Origin of the sequence: Rheinheimera fenheensis (genome assembly GCF_039871805.1) — a bacterium.
Taxonomy (GTDB): domain Bacteria; phylum Pseudomonadota; class Gammaproteobacteria; order Enterobacterales; family Alteromonadaceae; genus Alishewanella; species Alishewanella fenheensis.
The window spans coordinates 456,506-477,021 of sequence record NZ_JBDPJM010000002.1; the positions used below are offsets into that span (position 1 = coordinate 456,506).

Sequence of the window (20,516 nt, forward strand, 5' to 3'; positions counted from 1 at the left end):
AACTGGTACGCTAAAAAGTACCGGTTCTGACAAAAGGATAGATCCAGTTGCGTTTACTTACTGAGGGCCTGCAACTCAGTGGCGCAGGCAGCCTGCAACAACAGCTCTACCAGGTGCTGACACAACAACTGCTCAGCGGGCACTGGCCCGGCGGTGCATTTTTGCCGTCCAGTCGCATGCTGGCAGCCGATCTGGGCTTAAGCCGGAACACGGTAAATCAGGTACTGCAGCAACTGGTGGCAGAAGGCTATCTTGCCGGCCTGCCCGGCCGCGGTTATCAGGTGTGTAAGCTGCCAGAGCAGTACTTTCAGCCAGCGCCAGCCAGCACCATACCGGTAAAACCACTACCACTGCAACACTACAAGCTGCCGCAAAAACAGGGCCCGGTTAATGGCTTGCTGCAGCCGGGCGTATCGGCGCTGCAGCACTTTCCTTATGCCCTGTGGCAACGTTTGCAGCAGCGCCACGCCAGCCGCGCTGCGCTGAGTGGCTTTGCCGATCCGCTTGGTTATTTGCCGCTACGTCAGGCACTGGTGCCGTATTTACGACAATCCCGTCAGGTTTGCTGTGATGAGCATAATATTTTGATCACCGCCGGCGCCCAACAGGCGCTGTTTGTGGCGGCGAAACTGGTGGCCCGCGCCAATCAGCAGGTATTAATGGAAACGCCGGGTTATCCACGGTTAAAACAGGCGCTGCAGCTATGTGAGCTGCAGGTACAGCATCTGAACGCAGCAACTGCCGACGGGCTGGACATTGCCAGCCTGCCCGGCGAGACCATGGCAAAGGCGTTATTTTTAACGCCGGGCCATCAGTATCCGCTGGGCGGCATTATGCCGCTGCCAAACCGGCTGGCACTGCTGGATTGGGCGAGGCAGCACGGCGTCTGGCTGGTAGAGGATGACTACGACAGCGAGTTTCAGTATCAACACCGGCCTATTGCCAGTTTGCAGGGTTTAGCCGGTGGCGAAGGCGTGCTGTTTTCCGGCTCATTCAGTAAAACCCTGTTTCCGGGGCTGCGGCTGGGCTATCTGGTCGCACCTAAAAGCGTTATTGGCGAGGCCGCGGCGATAGTGCAGGCGCTGCATGGCGATGTACCATTATTACCGCAAGCGACACTGGCCGACTTTATCGCTGAAGGCCATTTTGGCCGTCACCTGCGTAAAATGCGCCGCTTTTATCAGCAGCGTAAACAACTGGCCGTTGCGCTGTTAACCGAGCAACTGCCGCAGTGCCAGTTACACGCCAAAGATGCTGGCCTGCATCTGGTACTGCAATTCCCTGCACCGGTAGATGAAGCAGCCTTGCTGAGCACACTTAGCCAGCACCAGATTAAGGCGCAGCCACTAAGTCGGTATCTGTTTGGCGCTGAGCGGCGTTGTGGCTTGGTTTTGGGCATCGCGAATAACAGCGATGCTGAGTTTCACGCGGCCCTGGCACAACTGTGCCAACTGTGCCGTTTAGCGTTGCGCTGACGATTGCTGCTGGCTGATAAAGTCGATAAGCGGTACCGGTTTACCAAAATGGTAGCCCTGAAACTGCTGGCAGCCCAGTTGCAGCAGTTTTTCGTGTTGTGCCTGTGTTTCAACCCCTTCGGCTATTACCGAAAGCTCCAGGCTCTGCCCCAATGCCAGCATGGTTTTGATGATCACTTCATCGTTTGGATCAGTGAGCACATCGCGTACGAAGGAGCGGTCTATTTTCAACTGCGCCAGCGGCAGCCGTTTTAAATAACTTAACGACGAATAACCGGTACCAAAGTCATCCAGAGAAAAACGGACGCCAAGCTCGGTGAGCTGTAGCATTTTATCAATCACACTGTCGACATCCTGCAACAGCTGGCTTTCGGTAATTTCCAGCACCAACTGCTGTGGCAAAGCGCCGCTATCGCTGATCGCTTTGTGTACATCTTGCACAAAATTAACCGAGTGCAGCTGACGCGCGCTGATGTTCACCGCTAAGTACCAATGCGCGCTGTTTGGCTGTCTGGCCCACTCAGCTAATTGATAACAGCTTTGCTGCAGCACCCAGTTACCAATTGCCAATATTTGGCCGCTGCTTTCTGCCACGCTAATAAACTCTCCCGGTGCCAGCAAGCCCCGCTGTGGGTGCTGCCAACGGATCAAAACCTCTGCACCGACTACACCAGCACTGTGTTCAATTTGCGGCTGAAAATGCAGCACAAATTGGTGTTGTAACAACGCCTCACGCAAACCTGCCGCCAGCTCAGCACGAGCACTGACATCGGCTTGCATTTGCTGATTAAAAAACCGCACGCCATTTCGGCCGCGCTCTTTGGCGTCATACATGGCCAGATCTGCCCGCTGTAGCAGCTCATCGCTATTACAGCCGTCGCTGAACATGGCGACACCCACGCTGGCCGATAAGCTGTAGGGCCGCTGTTGCAGGATGAAGGGCTCAGACAATAACTGCACAATTTTCTCACCAATCAGATTGGCTTTTTGGCTGGCCAGCTCAAGGTCGGGGTGTAAATCGGTCAGCAGCACAACAAACTCGTCGCCGCCCAACCGTGCCAGTGTATCAACCTTACGCAAATGACTTTGCAACCGCTGCGCTACCTGTTGCAGCAGCTCATCGCCCATCGCATGGCCCAGGCTGTCGTTTAAATCTTTAAAATGGTCTAAATCAATAAATAATAACGCCCCCTGAGCGCCATCGCTCTGGCGCTGATGCTTGCCAACGCCCTGCTGCAGGCGGTCCAGCAACATGCGCCGGTTCGGCAGCCCGGTTAGTGCATCGTAAAAGGCTAACTGATGAATGGCCTGTTGCTGCTGCTTATGCTCGGTAATATCGGTAGAAATGCCGCACAGCGCATAAATGTTACCGCGCTCATCACGCAGCGGCAGCTTTACCGACAAATAAACGCGGCGGCGTCTACCATCGCGCGATACGTTGTCTTCCTCTGATACCAGGCGCTCGCCGGCCCGCAGCACTTTTTCATCGTTCTGGCGCAAGTTTGCCACCGTTGCAGCATCAAAAAATGCCTCATCACGCCGCCCTATCACCTCTTGTGCCGTGCAACCAAACAGCTGCGCAACCTGCAAATTGGCGTACTCATACCGGCCTTTCAGATCTTTAATGTAAATGTGCGCATCGACACTGTTTAAAATGGTACTGAGCCTGGCTTCGCTCATCTGCAAATGACGGGTTTTCTCCCTGACCTGGCGTTTAAACCACCAGACAGCCAACATCGACAACAGTAATAAGCCGCTTAGTGCGGCGAGTAGCCAGCCGATATTGTCAGGCAAGCGTGGTTTTGGTACATCACTGCCCCAACGCTGCAAAATGTCATAATAAGGTGAGCTGACATTAGCCTGCCACTGTGCCAGCCGCGTCTCTATTATTGCCAGCAAGTCCTGGTTGCGGCCTTTTTTGGTGGCATAAAAAAGCCGTGACGGCTGAAAAGTGACCGGGCTTGGGCTTAACTGATAACGGCTCAATTGGGCTAAGCCAAAATAATGGTTTGCTGCCACCACATCTGCCTGACCTGCCGACACCATAGCAAAGGCTTCCGGCATAGAGCGAGCCGTTAGTAACTCCAGCTGCAAGCCAGTTTCAGCGATCAGCTTTTGTATGTAGTCCTGTTGGATGGAGTCCTGTAACACCAATAGGCGTTTACCGGATAATTGTTGCAATGACGTCAATTGTACGCCTGGTGCCGTAAAAAACTGCGACCAGCTGTAAAGTGCAGGAGTATGATGGAAATCCAGTTGCTGGGCACGCTGCTCGGAGTAGGCAACATCGGGCAACAGGTCAATATCGCCCGACTGTAATAACTGCAGGCAATATGCCCAGTCACATTGCACCGTTTTAACTTGCCACTGCTGCTCAGCAGCAATTTTTAGCAGCAACTCACCTAAAATGCCCGACGGGCTGCCATCTGCCGCTGCGACAATTTTCGGTGCATTCTGATACACCCCCACCACCACTTGCCGCGCCTGTGCCGTTAACGCCAGACCATGCGACAACAACAGCAGCCATAAGGCCGTACACCTTTTCATCCCGTCTCCGGCGGTTAACTTTTTGCTCTATATGAACAGCTTACGTTAACCCCTGAAATTTGCCAGCGGCAGCAGCTATACCTTTAAAATAATTCCTCGCTTAAAACACCAGTGCATTAACAGGTACGACAATGCCAGAAACGCTAAGGCAAAGGCCAGGGAGCCGTTGTAGTTACCAAACAGCGGTGCAAATACGCTGTTGTACAACCAGCCATGCAAGGAGCTGTCAGCCACCGGCACCATCAGCAAAATACGGGCGAACAGCGCCGAAAACATATAGAAAAGTATGGCGTTTGCGCCAAAAACCACAAAGGGCGCACTCCAGCGACGCCAGCCTTTTACATCGCAAAGCCATAAGCAAGCGGCCAACGCAATCGCGCAATAGCCACTGCTTAACAGCACAAAACTGGGTGTCCAAAGGCTTTTATTAATCGGCAAACTAAAATGCCACAGCTCGCCAAGCCATACCGCCACCACGCCACAGAGCAAAAGGCCGCGAATTTTTTGCGCCAGGCTACACTCGGTTTGTAGCCATTGCGCCATTAGCACGCCACTTAAACAACTGGCTACTGCCGGCAAGGTCGACCAAAGCCCTTCAGGGTCAAAGGCAAAAGGCGTTGCCGAGCGGTAATACACATGATTGGCACCCAACAGCAGTTGGTCCAGCCAGGCAACAAAGCTGTTACCAAACAGCAGCAAGCCACGAAATTCATTACCCTGCGCGTCCTGATACGGCAGCCACCACAACCCGGCCAGATACACCGCCATTAGCCCCAGTAACCACAGCAGGCGGCCGCGCTGGCCAAAGTAAAGCACTATCAGTACCGTGGCCAGATACACCAAGCCAATGCGCTGCAACACGCCCAGCCAGCGTATCGTCAGCAAACGGTCTTCAACATAATTAAACGCCGGGTCACGGAAGTTGTAATAAAACAGCGCCAGTAGCAGCCCTAAACCAAATAGCTTGCTACTGCGCAGCAGCGCCTGACGAATAAGCAACCCTTTATTATTCAGGCTGTGCTGGCGCAGGCTTAACTGCAACGACATACCGACAATGACAATAAAAAACGGGAAGATAAGATCGGTTATCGTCCAGCCATGCCACTGCGCATGCAACAGCGGGCTATACACATAATTCCAACTGCCCGGGTTATTGACCAGGATCATCGCAGTAATGGTCAGACCGCGCAGCACGTCCAGGGCCAGCATACGGTTGGTATTCAGTTTAGCCAAAATGGCATCGGCATAGCGCCGGTACAGGCTCAGCATTAGTCGTTATACCCCGCTACCGTCACCGGCAAGGTGCCGGAAAGATCATACTGCTGCAACAGCGCCTGAGCTAACGCTTCATAGGTGGCGTTGCCGGCACCGATAGCACTGACATCCTCTGCGGTGTTATAAGCGTAACTAGCCAGCACCAGCTGTGCATACTGGCCGTAGCGGCTGATATCGTAAGGTGCCCGCAAGCTTAAAAAAACATGCTGTTTGCCGCTTTGACTAATCAGCGGCAGCAGTGCCTCGTAGTTGCGGCTTTGCCGCTCAAAGGCTGCCGCCAGGTTAGCAATACCGGTTAAATCATCCATACCGCCAATATCGGCCAGGCTTTGCATCGGCGCGATAAAGCCGCTGATCACCAGATCCGCGTCGCCAATTTGCGCGCCGGCCCGGCTAAAGTCAGTCTGCTGCAGGCTAATACTGTCTATCTGTAGCGTTGTTTTACTGTAATGCTTCAGCGCCGCCGCTAATGCCTGCGCCTTGCTCATGTCCGGCATAATCAGCAGCAGTTTTTGTTTGCCTTTAAGCCTAACCGGCCAGTCTGCAGTGGCTGGCTTTACCTTGGTAACGGCCGCTTTGGCCAGGGCAAGCTCGGCCGCGCGATGCGCCGGATTACCCAGCAGCGCGGTCGCCTTGCTCAGCTGCTCACTGGCAGTTTCGGCCTTGGGTAACAGCGGATAACGCTGTTTCAGCGCCACGATACGCTGATAAGACGCAGTAAGCTCGGCCAGGCTCAGGCTGCCCTGCTCTACCGCCTGCGCTAAGGCATCAAGTAGCTGCGCCAGTGCCGCGAGTTCGCCAGGGTGCTGTAACTTCACCGGCATTAATGCAATATCGGCACCGGCAGCAAAGGTTTGCACCACCGCTTCAGTCTGGCTGAAAAACTTGCTGATCCCGGCCATGTCCAGCGCATCAGTGACCACCACGCCCTGATACCCCAACTCGGTACGCAGTACATCGTGCAGGATTTTACGAGAAAGCGTTGCCGGCTTTAGCATCTGCTCACCGTCTTTTGACACAAAGGTGCTGCTATCCAGCGCCGGAAACTGAATATGCGCCGTCATGATCATACCCGGCTGCTGATCGGCAATAATGTCGGCAAAGGGTTTTAAATCAACTGCCTTTATTTGCTCACGGCTGTGCTCTACCCGCGGCAAGCCCAGGTGACTGTCAACTTCGGTATCACCATGACCGGGAAAGTGTTTTAGCGCCGCTATCATGCCGCGGCTTTGCATCGCTGCTGTCATAGCGCCGCCTAATGCGCTGACCACGGCGGGATCTTCACCAAAGGCACGCACATTAATCACCGGGTTAAGCGGGTTAACGTTAACATCAACCGTTGGCGCAAAATTCACATTAATACCCAAACTTAACAGCTCGTCGGCCAGAATGTGGCCTACTTGCGTGGCAAAGTGGCTGCCGTGGCGATGATACGTTGCCCCTATCGCCATATTGCCGGCAAAAGACGTGGCGAGGCTGCGCGGCAAACGGGCCACCCGACCGCCTTCCTGATCAATACCAATAAACAGTGGCAAGCCCAGCGCTGAGGCCTGAGCCGCAGTTTGCAGATCCCGGTTTAGCGTGATGGTTTGTTCTGTGCCGCTGAGGTTTTCGGCAAATAAAATCACCCCGCCTATCGCATGGTCACGGAGCAGCGCTGCCAGCTCTGGCGGCAAGGTCGTCATCGCTGTGCGGCACTGGCCGTTAAGCGGCACAGTGTCGCAGTAATAACGCAAGTCCAGCATCAGCTTCTGCCCCAGCATTTGCTTAACACTGGCGTTAGGTAACTTAACCGACATGGCAGCAGCAGAAAGTGACAAACTGAACACAGTGCAACACAACAGCAGAGCACGATAAAGACATAGCATAGGTTTCCTGACACTGAACACGATGAGTTCCTGTTATTGTGGCGAAAGCGCTAAGCAGTACAACAAAAATAAATTATTCATTCAAGATTTTTTTTTATGTATACTTTACTCATATCCTACAGCTTGTGCTAAGGTAAAGGCCTTTTATAGCGAAGTTAGGGTGGCGGATCTGAAGCGATGCAAATGACTGTACTGGACTGGACGGTGTTTTTCGGCTATTTCACGCTGCTCACTGCGGTCGGCTGGTGGGTAAACCGCCGCCGGGCCGGCAACAGTGCCGATTACTTTTTAGCCGGCAACAGCATGCCGGTATGGGTAGTGGCCATCTCGGTGCTGGCAACCTCACAATCTGCCGCAACTTTTCTTGGTGGCCCGGATATGGGCTTTCGCGGCAACTTATCCTATCTGGCGACTAATATCGGCGCCCTGATCGCCACCTTTATTGTGATTACTTTTTTGCTGCCTCGTTACTACCAACTCAAAGTGACCACTGTCTATGAGCTGCTGCAACAGCGTTTTGGTGCCAGCGCGAAAGAGCACGCCGGTAAAATGTATTTATTCGGCCGGGTGTTTGCCAGTGGTGCCCGGCTATACATGGCCGCTATCGCCGTAGCCATGTTGCTGTTTAACAATATAGCGCCGCAAAGTGTGGTGGCTGCCATTATCTTACTGGCGCTGGTCGGCCTGGCCTGCACCGTCGCCGGTGGCATCCGCTCGGTTATTTATACCGACGCGCTGCAGTGCGCTGTGTATGTGCTGGCAGCATTATTGGTGCTGGGCTATCTGTACCAGAGTTTAGGGCTTGAACTGACACAGCTACAGCAAGCGTTAAGCACGCCGCCAGCGGGTGACTCTAAGTTGCTGCTGTTTGACTGGCGTTTTGATGTCAGCTCAGCCGGCGTATTTAATATGTATTCGGCGCTAACCGGTTTTATTCTGCTGAATATTGCCGCCTTTGGTCTGGATCAGGATATGACCCAGCGGGTGTTAACCTGCAAAGACAACAAAGCCGGCGCCCGCGCCTTGCTCAGCTCCACGCTGATGGTGATCCCCACTATGCTGGTGTTTATTCTGATCGGCTTTTTACTGTATATCTTTTACCAAAGACCTGACCTGTACCATCCAGCGCAGGGCTTTGCCGACAGCTTTGCCGGCGAAAAAGTCACGGTGTTTATGTACTATGTGCTAAACGAACTGCCCTCTGGCCTGCGGGGGCTGGTGGTAGTGGGCGTGATTGCTGCGGCACTGTCGACTATTACCTCGGGCCTTAATTCGATGTCGTCAGTATTAGTGGCAGATATGTACAAACCCTGGCGTCTGGCACGTGATGCGCAAACAGACGAGCAGCACTTTGTCCGCGCCGGTCAGGTTGGCATGCTGCTTACCGCTACCGTGCTGTCGCTGATGGCCATATTGTGTTTTTACTGGCAGCAGTATTCAAACATGCCGTTACTGGCGTTTGCCTTAAGCGTAATGGTGTTTTCCTACAGCGGTTTGCTTGGCGTGTTTTTTACTGCACTGTTTAGTAAGCGCGGCAACCGTTACTCGGTGACAGCCGCGCTTATAAGCGGATTTTGCGTGACCCTGCTGCTGCAACCCTATATTCTGCAGCAACTTAGCCCGTCACTGGCAGCACTGGACTTAGGTTTTACCTGGCAGTTATGTCTGGGCACCTTGATCGCGACACTGGTGTGTCTGGCTGGCAACCCCGCAACGGCCAGCAAGGAGCAATAACATGTGGACTCTTACCGTTGATGGCGGTGGCAGCAAAACGTTGGCGCGGTTAACGCATCAACCCAGCGGCCAGCATTGGCAGCAGCAAGCCGGCCCAGCGTCGCTGACTAATGACTTTGCTCTGGCGCTGGCCAATATTAACCAACTTACTGACAGCCTGTGTCAGCAAGCCGGTGTGCAAAGCACCGAGCTGCGCTGCGTAATGGGGCTGGCCGGCGCCGGTAACCCGCAACAGCAGCAACAGGCCATGCAACAACTGGCTGGGCGTTATCAGCAGCTGTTTATTACCACCGATGCCCGCACGTCCATGTATGGCGCCAATTTAGGCCAGCCGGTATTAGTGGTCGCGCTGGGTACCGGCTCGGTGGCCATGCGCTTGCTGGCCGATGGCAGCGAGCAACAGGTTGGCGGCTGGGGCTTCAATATTGGTGACGAGGGCGGCGGTGCCTGGTTGGGTAAACAACTGGTGCGGGAGCTATTATGGCAGGTGGACAGTTTGGCCGGCATTCAAAGCCCGGTGCTGCTACAAGCTGGTGCGCAAATCGGCAGCCATGCCGACACTTTGCTGCCTTGGCTGAAAAGCGCCAGCCCAAATGATTTTGCCGCCCTGGCACCGCTGGTATTTGATTATGCTGGCCGCTGCGAGATAGCAGACAAGCTGCAGCAGCGCCATGTCGCGGCTGTACAACAGTTAATACAAGCCGGCCGCGAACACTTTGCCCTGCCGGTGGTATTGCTGGGCGGCCTGGCTGGGCGTACCGCCCCCTTGCTAGATGCACCCTGTTGTGCCCTGTTGCAGCCGGCGCGCGGCAGCGCTTTAGATGGCGCCTATTTACTGGCACAACAGCTTACCGACACAACAGCTTAGCGCTTTTACCGCAGGATACCCTTATGACCAACACGCAACAGGACGCCTTACTTCAACAACTGGCTGCGATGAGCTCAGAAGCGCGCAACCCGGCCACCCATAATATTGATCTGCTGTCCAGCCTCGACATTGTCACGCTAATTAACCGCGAAGATCAAACCGTAGCGCACAGTGTGGCGCAGTGCCTGCCACAGATTGCAACTGTAGTAGACAAGATTGTCGAGGCCTTTGCCAACGGCGGTCGGCTGGTGTATCTGGGTGCTGGCACCAGTGGTCGGCTGGGTATCTTAGATGCGGTAGAATGCCCGCCTACGTACAGCGTGCCAGCCACTCAGGTGGTGGCCTTGATTGCCGGTGGCGCCAATGCGGTATACAAAGCGGTAGAAGGCGCCGAGGATAACGCCGACCTGGCCGTGGCCGATCTGAGCAGTATTGCCCTTTGCGCCAACGATGTGCTGGTGGGCATAGCCGCCAGTGGCCGCACCCCGTATGTGCTGGGTGGCCTGGCTTATGCCCGCCAACTGGGTTGTTATACCGCGGCTATCAGCTGCAACGCCGGCGCACCGGTATTAACCGCTGCCGATACCGGCATTTGCGCCGTGGTCGGGCCCGAAGTGGTGACCGGTTCTACCCGGATGAAAGCCGGCAGCGCGCAAAAAATGATGCTAAATATGCTTACCACCGCTGCCATGATCCGCAGTGGCAAGGTATATCAGAACCTGATGGTCGACTTACACGCCAGCAATGAAAAGCTGGTCGCTCGTGCTGTGCGCATCGTTATGCAGGCCACCGACTGCAGTGCCGCCATCGCCCGCGACGCGCTACAAAGCGCCGGCATGAGTGCCAAGTTGGCCATTTTGCATATTTTAACCGGCCACAGCATTGACGCCTGTCGCCAGCAACTGGCACAGCAACAGGGCTTTATTCGCCGCGCACTGCCAGCACAGGAGCAGCAACTATGACAGGCGCCGCAACAATAAAAGCACTGTGGCTGTTCAGTTTGTTGTACCTAACCGCCCTGTGGCCTGCTGTGGCCGCCCAGCCAACCTTACAAACCGGCGCCGAACAGCTGCAGCAGTATTTACCGCTGTTAAAAGACAAAAGAGTCGGCCTGCTGGTTAACCAAACCTCCCTGATTGGCCAGCAGCATCTGGTCGATGTGCTGTTAGCGCACCAGGTACAGGTGGTGGCCATTTTTGCTCCTGAGCATGGCTTTCGTGGTGACAAGGATGCCGGCGCCCATATTCAAAGCGGCACCGACAGCAAAACCGGCCTGCCGCTGTGGTCAATGTATGGCGCCAGCAAAGCACCGTCGGCAGAGCAGATGCAGCAACTGGATATCGTCATTTTCGACATTCAGGATGTTGGCGTGCGCTACTACACCTATATCAGCTCGATGCATTATATGATGCAGGCTGCCGCCCAATACGGCGTGCAGATGCTGGTGCTGGACCGGCCAAATCCAAACGGTGCCTATGTTGATGGCCCGGTGCTGGACTTGGCCTTTCAGTCTTTTGTTGGCATGCACCCGATACCACTGCTGCACGGTATGACAGTGGCCGAGCTGGCACTGATGATTAAAGGCGAAGGCTGGATCACTGATGCGGAGAAACTGCACTTGCAGGTGGTCCCGGTTAAGCATTACCGCCGTGATATGGCCTATTCGCTGCCGGTAAAGCCCAGCCCCAATTTACCCAATGCGCAGGCCATTGCCTTGTACCCGTCACTGGGCTTTTTTGAGGCCACGCCAATGAGCGTTGGCCGTGGCACCGACGTTGCTTTTCAGGTACTAGGCTATGACAAATTTGGCCCGTCAGACTTTCACTTTACCCCGGTGTCTACACCCGGCGCAGCACTTACACCGCCGTTGATGAATAAACAGGTTAAAGCTGAAGACTTACGAAAGGTGACGGCGCAAGGCCTGAGCTTACAATATCTGCTGCGCTGGCAGGCGCTATTTGCCAAACACAACGAGGTGTTTTTTACTGCGCCGGACTTTATGGACAAACTGGCTGGCACCGACCAGCTGCGCCAGCAGATAAGCCAGGGTTTAACGGAAGCCGAAATACGCCAAAGCTGGCAAAGCGCTCTGGCGCAGTTTAAACAACAGCGTCAGCCTTATTTACTTTATCCCTAAACGTAGTGGTGATCCTGGCGCTTAGGGTAAATCAAATAGCAGCGCTTTAACTGCACCTTGTGCCATCAGCGCAAGCTCGGTCTCGTCAGCGATTTTTATGCCATCGCCAGCTTGCAGCCGCTGCCCGAGCAGCTTCAGCTCACCGCTTATCAGGTGTATATATACTTTCCGGCCGGGCCTTATCGTCACATGCTCTGTCTCACCTGATGCCAACATAAGCTGATACAGCAGCGCATTCTGGCGCAGGGTTAAACTGCCATCACGGCCATCCGGCGATAAAATCAGCGTCAGGCCGGGCTTCTCGCCAAAGGCCTTTTGCTGGTAGCCCGGCGCACCACCAAACTGATTTGGCTGCAACCAAATTTGCAGAAACTTCAGTGGCTCAGTGTTGCTGGCATTGAATTCGCTGTGGTAAATACCGCGGCCGGCACTCATCAGTTGATACTCACCGGCAGGCAGTACTTCGGTATTACCGGCAGAGTCTTTGTGCGCGATACTGCCCTGCAGTACCAGACTTAAAATTTCCATATCCTGATGGCCATGGGTGTCAAAACCGGCACCCGGAGCCACGGTATCGTCGTTAATCACCCGCAGCGCGGAAAAGCCCATCTGGGCCGGATCATAATAACGGCCAAAGGAAAAACTGTGATAACTGTTCAACCAGCCAAAGTTGGCGTGGCCACGGGCACTGGCTTTACGTAATTCAACCATTTGCGTACTCCTGTTTGTCGCTACATAGCGTATTGGCACAGCTTAACCAGCGGACTGCCTTAGAAAAAGCGGAATAATTTGCCGTTAATGTTCAGTTTTTTTGAACCTAAGCAGAAGCCAACTGACTGAACTACACTAGAGCACAGCACAAGTTACCCTAACCTAGCAAAGGAGAGAGATATGACGATGAATGTTCTGGCGATTTGCGGCAGCCTGCGTGCTAAATCGACCAACCGCGGCTTGCTGCGTTATGCCCAGGCCAGTGCGCCCGAAGGCATGAAAATTCATATCGCCGATATTCTGGATGTGCCTTTTTATAATGCCGACTTAGCGGCAAAACCCGCTGCCGTTGAACAACTGCTAAAGCAACTGGCGCAAGCCGATGCCCTGTTATTGGCTTGCCCCGAATATAACTATTCGATGGCGCCGGCACTTAAAAACGTGCTGGACTGGGCCTCGCGCGAGCCTGATAACCACCTGCTCAGCGGTAAAGCAGTCGCCATTATGGGCGCAGGCGGCGGCATGGGTACCAGCCGGGCGCAGTACCATTTGCGCCAGGTGTGTGTGTATTTAAACCTGCATCCACTCAACCAGCCGGAAGTGTTTGCCAATGCCTTTAGCGGCAGTTTTGATACCGACGGTAACCTTACCGACGAGCGCATTCAGGGGCTGGTGGTAAAACAGCTTGGTGCCCTGCAAAAGTGGGCACTGCAGCTGCAAAAGTAACCACTAGGGGTTTGGCTGCAGAGTCTCAGCGCCACTGGCAGTGGTGACACACTGCCAACCCCAGCTACGCTGGCGCTCAGCAAACTCGGCAGCTTTTTGCTCACAGTAACCCGCCTCATTGCTGGCGCGCCATAATACCTCTGTGTTGCCATCCTTGGTGTATTGCACTTCACAGGGTACTTCACCGCCTTGCGGATACACGACCTCAATCAGTCGCACGGCGTCCCCGCTCTGGCAGTGCGTGGTTTGGTTGGCATTCACAGCGAAAATACTCAGGCTGGCCAGCAGTAATATCAGGTAACGCATGACATCTTCCTCCGGTTTAACGAAGCCCGCAACTGCAGGTTGGGCAACATAGCTCAGGCTAAAAGTCATTTAGTATAGCAAAGTGGCTGAATTCGTATTCAGTAGGGTGCGGGCCGCAACATCGGCTAAAATCAGTTGCAGAATTCCTGCTATGTTCTGCCGTTGGGGCCTCTTTATGCTGAAATTACTGGCGCTGCTTATTCTGCTGTTTAGCTGCTTTGCTCTGGCCGACTTACCCAAAGTCAGTGCCGGTAGCATTGAGCGCCTGGCCCATTTTAGCTCAGCGCACGTACCTTCACGCCACATCGATATCTGGCTTCCGCCTGGTTATGGCAGCAACCCAAACCAGCGCTATGCGGTACTTTATATGCACGACGGCCAGATGTTATTTGACGGCAGCAGCAGCTGGAATAAACAAGAATGGCGGGTAGATGAAGTGGCCAGTGCGCTGATGACCTCCGGCGCTACCCGGCCTTTTATTGTGGTGGGCATTTTTAACGGCGGCGCGCGCCGTCATAGCGAGTATTTTCCGCAGCAGCCTTTTACCAGCCTGCCAGAAGCAGTACAACACCAGCTGTATCAGCTACAACGTGACAGCCAGCAGCCCCTGTTTACTGAAGCCATTTACTCCGACCGATACCTGAAGTTTCTGGTTGAGGAGCTAAAACCCTATATCGATAGCCGTTATCAGGTGCACACCGATGCGGCCAATACCTTTGTCATGGGCTCCAGCATGGGGGGCTTAATTTCGCTGTATGCCATTAGCGAGTATCCAGATATTTTTGGCGGTGCGGCCTGTTTATCTACCCACTGGCCCGGCGTGTTTCAGCAGGACGACAACCCGGTACCCGCAGCATTTTTTGCCTATATGCGGCAAAAACTGCCTGAACCCGCTAGCCACAAACTGTATTTTGATTACGGTACCGCCACCTTGGACGCCTGGTATCCGCCGCTACAAGCACAAGCCGATGCCATTTTAGCCAGCAAAGGCTACACCACGGCTAACTGGCAAACCCTGCGCTTTGAAGGTGCTGAGCATAGCGAGAACGCCTGGGCCGAGCGCCTGCACCTGCCTTTAACCTTTTTACTCGGCCAAAGCCAAAACGCTAAACTCCAAGCTCTCAACACTCATCCCTAAGCACTTAACACTCAAGAAGTGTACTTTAAGTGCCCAGTGGGTTTAATAGTTTACCGCTGCTTAGCTCTAGCAACTGGCCATTTAGCAGCGCCAGTTGCACGCCCTGCGCATTGGTCAGCAAAAAGGTCGCTCTGCGCTGGCGCTGTGGTGTATCACCTGGCAGACCGGTAGGGTTAACCAGCACAGGCAAGCGGGTTTCAATTGTCAGCAAGCGCTCATCGCCGCTAAAGTGGCTATAACCCTGGCGCAGTAATGCCAGATACGCCTGCTCAGTCAGCTGCAGTGGTTTGCTCAGCACATAGGCTTTTGGTGGTTGGTAGCTTAACCCCTTGGCATCAAATTGGTGGTAACTGCCGTAAATCGATAAATCGCCAATATCTCTAAACCGCGCCTGTTTAGCGCCTTCAATATCTAAATCGACCGCCAGATCTACCTCTGCTTGCTGGCCGTTTAGCCTTAGGTTCAGGTTATGGATCAGCAAATCTTTAATACCGCCGTCGCGGTTAAACGGAATAGCCTGGTAGGCACTTAATGGTTGCTGCTGATAGCGGTTGCTGGCAATACTGTTGATACTCAGCACCAACAGCTGGGTGATCAGCTGGCGCGCCACCTGGCGGTTATCATCAGCCGGGTGGCCACCCGCTTCAATTAATACCGTGCTAATGCCCATGCCAGCGAAGGTATCGCCAAACGAGCGCCAGGAGTAGGTGTCATCATATTTAGCCAGATAGCCCGGCAGCTCTTGCGCCATTAAATCACGCATCTCGCCTATCAACTGCATAGCTTTAGCGCGCGCAGCATCAATGTCTTTCGCTTCGTTAAACGCTGGCGCTAACAATGAAATGGTCGCCTGCTTAGTGCTGTCGCCCACGGCATAAAAACGGTTTTGATCATGTAGGTTTAAACCAAAATCCGGTTTAAACTCTTTGGCCGCCTGCATTAGCAGCCGGCCTTCCGGCGTTTGCAGTGCTTTAGCGTCGCGGTTAATGTCGATGCCCATGCTATTAAAACGCGAGCCCGCCGCGGCGCCATCGGGGTTTAGCATGGGTATCAGCCGCAGTGTCAGCTTGTCTTGCCAGCCTTGTAGCCACTGTTGCCCCTCTGCGGTGGCCAAAAGTTGCAGTAAGTCCAATACCGACGCGGTAGCGGTAGATTCATCGCCATGCATTTGCGACCAGGCCATCAGCTTTACCGGCCCGTTACCGATATCTATTTGCCAGATCGGCGTCCCCAACACTGACTGGCCTAACTGGCTAATACGCAGCGGGGTATTAGCACGATGTTGCTGCAGCAGTGGCTCGATGTCGGGGTAGCTCAGCTGCGCCTTATCCAGGCCCGCAGCTTTTATCTGCAAATAGTGCTGTGCGGTTAACCCTTGCTGTGTCATTACCTGCTCTGCCCCTGTTTTAAACGTCATGGCGGCCAAAACCATCGCTCCCACCACGGTGGCCACCAGTAGCCCGCTGCTGAAACGCTGCATACAACCCTCTTTACTTGACAGTAAAGCCGTTAGCATGGCGCATTGCCGTTAACAATTGCAAGTGCATTAGTATCGGTTAAACCGGCAGTAGCAACCGGCTATCGCATCGTCAGTAACACAAACACTTGCAGCGCTCTGGCACAATCTGTATAAATTATTCAGCAATAAAGCAAATTACAATAATAATGACAGGAGGCCATTTTGGCTGATTGGTTAACCTTGCTGCCGGCCTTAGTGGCGATCGTTATCGTGTTATGGCGCAAAGAAGTGATATTGGCGCTGTTGTTATCCCTGTGCTGTGCTGAGCTGCTGATTTTTATCCAGGCACAAGGTGCCGGACCTGCAGTATTGCTCGATGGCAGCATCGCCACGCTGGAGCGAATAGTGGCAGTAACCGGTGACGCCGACAATGCGCGTATTCTGATGTTCTCTTTATTAGTCGGTGGCTTGTTGGCCTATATGCGCGACTCAGGCGGAGTCTCGGCCACAGTAAAAATGTTGGTAGATAAAGGCATTGCCAAAACGCCGCGTCAGGCTGGTTTAATGACGTTTTTTATCAGCTCTGTCACCTTTATTGAATCTAACCTTAGCTCGCTTACCGCTGGTATCAGCTCACGCGGCTTATTCGACAAATTTAAAATGAGCCGTGCCCGGCTGGCCTATATTATCGACAGTACCAGTGCACCTATCTGCATTATTATTCTGCTTAATGGCTGGGGTGCTTATATTCTGGGCTTACTTAGCACCTATTCACTTGGCGATTCCGCCGTATCGGTACTTATTGGCACTATACCACTGAACTTCTATGCCTTATTTACCCTGGCACTGGTGCTATACACCATTATTAGCGGCAAGGTGTATGGCCCTATGCGTAAGTCTGAGCAGCAACTGCATACCCTGGCCTCGCATACCGAGATCGATGTTAAACCCAGCCATCCGGCTTTTATGCTGGTACCACTTTTGACATTAGTCGCGTCTATGCTGGGCTTTATGTTACTCACTGGGAACGGCCGTCTGGTATCAGGTTCAGGCTCGCAATCGGTGTTATACGCCACCACACTGGCTTGTTTGGTGGCCTATTGTATGATGCTGTTTAGCAAGCGCTTTAGCCATCAGCAGTTAGTCGACACCGGCTTTAAAGGCATGAGCGAGCTATTACCACTGGTGACCATAGTGCTGCTGTCACTGGCACTGGGCAGCAGCTTAAAGCTGCTGGGTACAGGTACTTTTATCGCTTCTATCGTTAACGACAATCTGCCGCTGGTGCTGATCCCGGCGTTGCTGTTTCTGGCCGGTGCATTGATCTCTGTTACTACCGGCACCAGCTGGGGCACCTTTGCCATTTTGATCCCCATTGGTATGCCGATGGTAGAGCTGCTGGGCTTACCGCCTTCGCTGGTATTGGCAGCCATTTTAAGCGGTGGCGTATTTGGCGATCATTGCTCGCCGATATCTGATAGTACCGCTGTCAGTTCAGTTGCCTCGGGCTGTGATCTGTTGGAGCACGTAAAAACCCAGCTGCCCTATGCATTATTTTGTGGTGTGCTGGCCTTTCTGGCGTTTTTAGCCGCAGGTATGCTGATGATCTAATGGCCGCTGGCCACAACAACCAGGAGACAACGGATGAAATCATTATGGCGGTGTGCAGCCCTATTAAGCTGCTACAGTGTAGCGGCTACTGAGATCCCAGCCGATTTTGTCGACGTGGCTCAGCTGATACCGGATGCACAGATAAGAATGGCCTACCTGGGCAAGGACAATTTCGTTGGTACCAACGTGGATGGCTACGAAGCCAACAAATGTTACTTACAACAGAATGCTGCACAGGCACTGGTGAAAGTGCAGCAAGCCGCCAGGGCACAAGGTTACAGCTTATGGATTTTCGACTGTTACCGTCCACAGCGGGCGGTAAATCATTTTATGCGCTGGGCCGCCGATTTGGCTGACACTTCAACCAAAGCAACCTATTACCCTAATCTGGGTAAAGACCAGTTGGTCGGCGAATATATTGCCGAAAAATCCGGCCATAGTCGTGGCAGCACAATAGATTTAACTCTGGCGGCTAAAGACACAGAAGGCAACTGGCGGCCGATAGATATGGGTTCGCCGTTTGATATGTTTGATCCGGTATCCAATGTCGGTAACCCGGCTGTTAACGCGGCGCAAACCGCCAACCGCCAGCTACTGGAAAACCTGATGCTGCAAGGCGGTTTTAAGGTATACAACATGGAATGGTGGCATTTTACCCATCAGCCACCGGCCTATACCGATACCTATTTTGATTTTGTGGTGCGGTAGCTGGCGTAGTGACGGCCGACAATATCAGTGTGAATTACCCTTGTATTGCTGGCCAAATGCTGCGGAGCTTTGCCTATTACTAGCAAGTTAAGTTGTCACCCATGTCGTCAGGCTCTGCTGAAAGACCAAAGGGGGCAGAGTCTGAGGTATCCCCAAAAAATTGCTAGCTAAAACAAAAAGATGAGCTAGGAAGGAACATTCATGGCGTTCGGTGATCAGATCAATCGCCAAACGTCACCGAGACCAAACAGCCATGAATGTTCGCACTATCTTGACCAATATCGTTTCATTTGTCACACCCAAAATGCATGCTACCCGACAAAAAGCAGTGATTGATTGTGTGCATAGCCTGGCAAGCGGCAGTGCCGCTACCGTGACCAGCATTGGCCGGGGTATTCACTCTAATGCCTATGAAAAACATAACATTAAGCGGGCTGACAGGTTGCTGTCCAATACGCATTTACTGCGTGAGCAACCGCTGATTTACTCAGCCGTCTGTAGGTTATTTTGTACTGCCAAACATCCAACGATAAGTATTGATTGGTCTGATTTAGATGAGTGTAAAAGGCACTTTCTGCTTCGCGCTGCTCTGAGCTTTGATGGTCGTGCTATCACACTGTATGAGGAAGTACATCCGCTGAGCACCAAAGAGAAACCTGCTGCGCATAAACTATTTTTACGCCGGTTATCACTGTGACTACCTACTGGCTGTAAACCAGTGATTGTTACTGATGCAGGCGTTAAAACACCTTGGTTCAGGCAAGTTGAAGCGCTCGGTTGGTATTTTGTCGGCAGGGTTCGTAAGCCCAACTTTTACACTATCGATAATGGAGCACACTGGCAGTGTATTAGCCAGTTGTATCCCAAGGCAACGCAGCGGCCGAAACAATATCAAGCACAGATTGCACGGAATACGCCGTTCCCCTGCACACTGACGCTGTACAAGCACAAAGCCCAAGGACGTCACTCGCTCAATGCTGATAGCAGCATCAAGCGCTCTAAAACATCTAAATCCAATGCGCAGGCTAATTCAGATCCTTGGTTGCTAACATCTAACTTGCCTCCTAAAGATAACCACAGTAAGCGCGTTGTCGCGATTTACAGGCAACGCATGTAGATAGAAGAAAGCTTCAGAGATATGAAAAGTACGCAGTATGGTCTGGGCTTTGAGCAAAATGGCAGTACCAAACTACACCGCTTAAGCCTGTTACTGCTGCTGAGTAATTTAGCTTCGCTGGTATTGATATTGCTCGGCGTGGGCCTAACCATAGCTAATCAGCAGCGCCGATTTCAGGCAAACAGCTATCGTGATAAAAGTGTCTTGCCGTTTCACACTCTGGGGTTAAGAGCGATGGCTAAGCAGGTGATACTTACAACAGCACAGTGGCGCAATACCTTGAGCCACTGTAAACACTTGCTAAATACGGCTAGTTACAGCATTGAATGCGAGGGCTGAATTCGTGGGGATCTCTCAGAACCTGACCCCACTGATTACGAGAGACTAATGGGTGACCCCATTGATCTTAATTCTATAACATTGCTAAATTAACGGTCACATATAAAAATAAAATGGCAGTTAGTTTCACTCAACACTTTATTCCCTTCGTAATAATCCAGTTGAAAATGCTCCCCTGTAATTGAGTTTTTATCAAAGAAATTAATTAATGAATCTCCCAATTTATTCAACGCAACTTTAGTACCTGTTAGGTTAAAGTTGTCTTCGTCAATCGTCACGATAATACGATCATCTCCCGACCCAGCAGGTTCAATTACTATCCTCTTCACTGACACAGGATAAAATTCACTATCTAATACAGGAACCTCAAGGCTAGTGGATTCAGTGACAGAATTTAAAAATACACCAAAATCCGCAAGATCTTTCGCTGAGCCAGATATTTGTACTTCTGGCTCGCTCCAATTACCATCACAAGCCACATAAATCTGAGCCATCAT

At 52.8% G+C, this 20,516-nt stretch carries 19 protein-coding genes; 12 read left to right on the top strand and 7 right to left on the bottom strand.

The window, feature by feature from the left end; translation table 11 throughout:
- The first annotated feature begins 47 nt into the window (after positions 1 to 47).
- A complete protein-coding gene (pdxR, locus tag ABGI61_RS05075; RefSeq protein WP_347597847.1) occupies positions 48 to 1,475 on the top strand; it encodes a MocR-like pyridoxine biosynthesis transcription factor PdxR in 1,428 nt (475 codons plus the stop codon).
- Here pdxR and ABGI61_RS05080 read toward each other — a convergent pair.
- The 3 genes from ABGI61_RS05080 to ABGI61_RS05090 all read right to left on the bottom strand — a co-directional run bounded on the left by ABGI61_RS05080 (position 1,461) and on the right by ABGI61_RS05090 (position 7,096).
- Complete coding sequence (locus tag ABGI61_RS05080; RefSeq protein WP_347597850.1) at positions 1,461 to 4,022, bottom strand: EAL domain-containing protein; 2,562 nt, start codon at positions 4,020 to 4,022, stop codon at positions 1,461 to 1,463. The two genes, pdxR and ABGI61_RS05080, sit on opposite strands and share 15 nt — an antisense overlap.
- Positions 4,023 to 4,097: 75 nt before the next feature.
- Positions 4,098 to 5,291, bottom strand: a complete 1,194-nt coding sequence (locus ABGI61_RS05085) for an acyltransferase family protein (protein WP_347597853.1) — start codon at positions 5,289 to 5,291, stop codon at positions 4,098 to 4,100.
- Positions 5,291 to 7,096 (bottom strand): glycoside hydrolase family 3 N-terminal domain-containing protein, encoded by a 1,806-nt coding sequence (locus tag ABGI61_RS05090; RefSeq protein ID WP_347597856.1) that lies wholly within the window; start codon positions 7,094 to 7,096, stop codon positions 5,291 to 5,293. Before ABGI61_RS05090 ends, ABGI61_RS05085 begins: the two co-directional genes overlap by 1 nt.
- Before the next feature lie 246 nt (positions 7,097 to 7,342).
- On the opposite strand from ABGI61_RS05090, the gene ABGI61_RS05095 reads away from it, so the two are divergent.
- Genes ABGI61_RS05095 through ABGI61_RS05110 form a run of 4 tightly spaced genes read left to right on the top strand, consistent with a single transcriptional unit; the run spans position 7,343 to position 11,904 of the window.
- The gene (locus ABGI61_RS05095) at positions 7,343 to 8,899 is read left to right on the top strand and encodes a sodium:solute symporter (protein ID WP_347597859.1); all 1,557 of its coding nucleotides are present in this window, start codon (positions 7,343 to 7,345) and stop codon (positions 8,897 to 8,899) included.
- Position 8,900: 1 nt separating this feature from the next.
- Entirely contained in the window at positions 8,901 to 9,767 is an 867-nt protein-coding gene (locus ABGI61_RS05100) for a glucosamine kinase nucleotide-binding domain-containing protein (protein ID WP_347597862.1), read from the top strand.
- A 23-nt stretch (positions 9,768 to 9,790) separates the two neighbouring features.
- Positions 9,791 to 10,729, top strand: coding sequence for an N-acetylmuramic acid 6-phosphate etherase (gene murQ, locus ABGI61_RS05105; RefSeq protein WP_347597865.1), 939 nt, complete (start codon positions 9,791 to 9,793; stop codon positions 10,727 to 10,729).
- Entirely contained in the window at positions 10,726 to 11,904 is a 1,179-nt protein-coding gene (locus ABGI61_RS05110) for an exo-beta-N-acetylmuramidase NamZ family protein (protein WP_347597868.1), read from the top strand. Before murQ ends, ABGI61_RS05110 begins: the two co-directional genes overlap by 4 nt.
- A 21-nt stretch (positions 11,905 to 11,925) precedes the next feature.
- Here the strand turns inward: ABGI61_RS05110 and ABGI61_RS05115 are convergent, their stop codons facing one another.
- The gene (locus tag ABGI61_RS05115; RefSeq protein ID WP_347597871.1) at positions 11,926 to 12,615 is read right to left on the bottom strand and encodes a pirin family protein; all 690 of its coding nucleotides are present in this window, start codon (positions 12,613 to 12,615) and stop codon (positions 11,926 to 11,928) included.
- A gap of 180 nt (positions 12,616 to 12,795) precedes the next feature.
- Here ABGI61_RS05115 and ABGI61_RS05120 point away from each other — a divergent pair, with 180 nt between their 5' ends.
- Positions 12,796 to 13,341: an NADPH-dependent FMN reductase gene (locus ABGI61_RS05120; protein WP_347597874.1), complete on the top strand. Its 546-nt coding sequence runs from the start codon at positions 12,796 to 12,798 to the stop codon at positions 13,339 to 13,341.
- Positions 13,342 to 13,344: 3 nt separating this feature from the next.
- On the opposite strand, the gene ABGI61_RS05125 is transcribed toward ABGI61_RS05120, so the two are convergent.
- The gene (locus ABGI61_RS05125; protein WP_347597877.1) at positions 13,345 to 13,647 is read right to left on the bottom strand and encodes a hypothetical protein; all 303 of its coding nucleotides are present in this window, start codon (positions 13,645 to 13,647) and stop codon (positions 13,345 to 13,347) included.
- A gap of 175 nt (positions 13,648 to 13,822) precedes the next feature.
- On the opposite strand from ABGI61_RS05125, the gene ABGI61_RS05130 reads away from it, so the two are divergent.
- A complete protein-coding gene (locus ABGI61_RS05130; protein ID WP_347597880.1) occupies positions 13,823 to 14,785 on the top strand; it encodes an alpha/beta hydrolase in 963 nt (320 codons plus the stop codon).
- A gap of 25 nt (positions 14,786 to 14,810) precedes the next feature.
- On the opposite strand, the gene ABGI61_RS05135 is transcribed toward ABGI61_RS05130, so the two are convergent.
- Positions 14,811 to 16,265: a M14 family zinc carboxypeptidase gene (locus tag ABGI61_RS05135; RefSeq protein WP_347597882.1), complete on the bottom strand. Its 1,455-nt coding sequence runs from the start codon at positions 16,263 to 16,265 to the stop codon at positions 14,811 to 14,813.
- A 201-nt stretch (positions 16,266 to 16,466) separates the two neighbouring features.
- Between ABGI61_RS05135 and ABGI61_RS05140 the strand changes: the two genes are divergently transcribed.
- The 5 genes from ABGI61_RS05140 (at position 16,467) to ABGI61_RS05160 (ending at position 20,019) form a co-directional block, all read left to right on the top strand.
- Complete coding sequence (locus tag ABGI61_RS05140) at positions 16,467 to 17,855, top strand: Na+/H+ antiporter NhaC family protein (RefSeq protein WP_347597885.1); 1,389 nt, start codon at positions 16,467 to 16,469, stop codon at positions 17,853 to 17,855.
- A gap of 33 nt (positions 17,856 to 17,888) precedes the next feature.
- Positions 17,889 to 18,563, top strand: coding sequence for a M15 family metallopeptidase (locus ABGI61_RS05145; protein ID WP_347597888.1), 675 nt, complete (start codon positions 17,889 to 17,891; stop codon positions 18,561 to 18,563).
- A gap of 253 nt (positions 18,564 to 18,816) precedes the next feature.
- The gene (locus tag ABGI61_RS05150) at positions 18,817 to 19,260 is read left to right on the top strand and encodes a hypothetical protein (RefSeq protein ID WP_347597891.1); all 444 of its coding nucleotides are present in this window, start codon (positions 18,817 to 18,819) and stop codon (positions 19,258 to 19,260) included.
- Between the two features lie 21 nt (positions 19,261 to 19,281).
- The gene (locus tag ABGI61_RS05155; RefSeq protein ID WP_347597894.1) at positions 19,282 to 19,680 is read left to right on the top strand and encodes a hypothetical protein; all 399 of its coding nucleotides are present in this window, start codon (positions 19,282 to 19,284) and stop codon (positions 19,678 to 19,680) included.
- 21 nt (positions 19,681 to 19,701) lie between these two features.
- On the top strand, positions 19,702 to 20,019 hold the full coding sequence (locus tag ABGI61_RS05160; protein WP_347597897.1) for a hypothetical protein: 318 nt from the start codon (positions 19,702 to 19,704) through the stop codon (positions 20,017 to 20,019).
- Between the two features lie 89 nt (positions 20,020 to 20,108).
- Here ABGI61_RS05160 and ABGI61_RS05165 read toward each other — a convergent pair whose 3' ends face one another.
- Positions 20,109 to 20,516 (bottom strand): hypothetical protein, encoded by a 408-nt coding sequence (locus ABGI61_RS05165; protein ID WP_347597900.1) that lies wholly within the window; start codon positions 20,514 to 20,516, stop codon positions 20,109 to 20,111.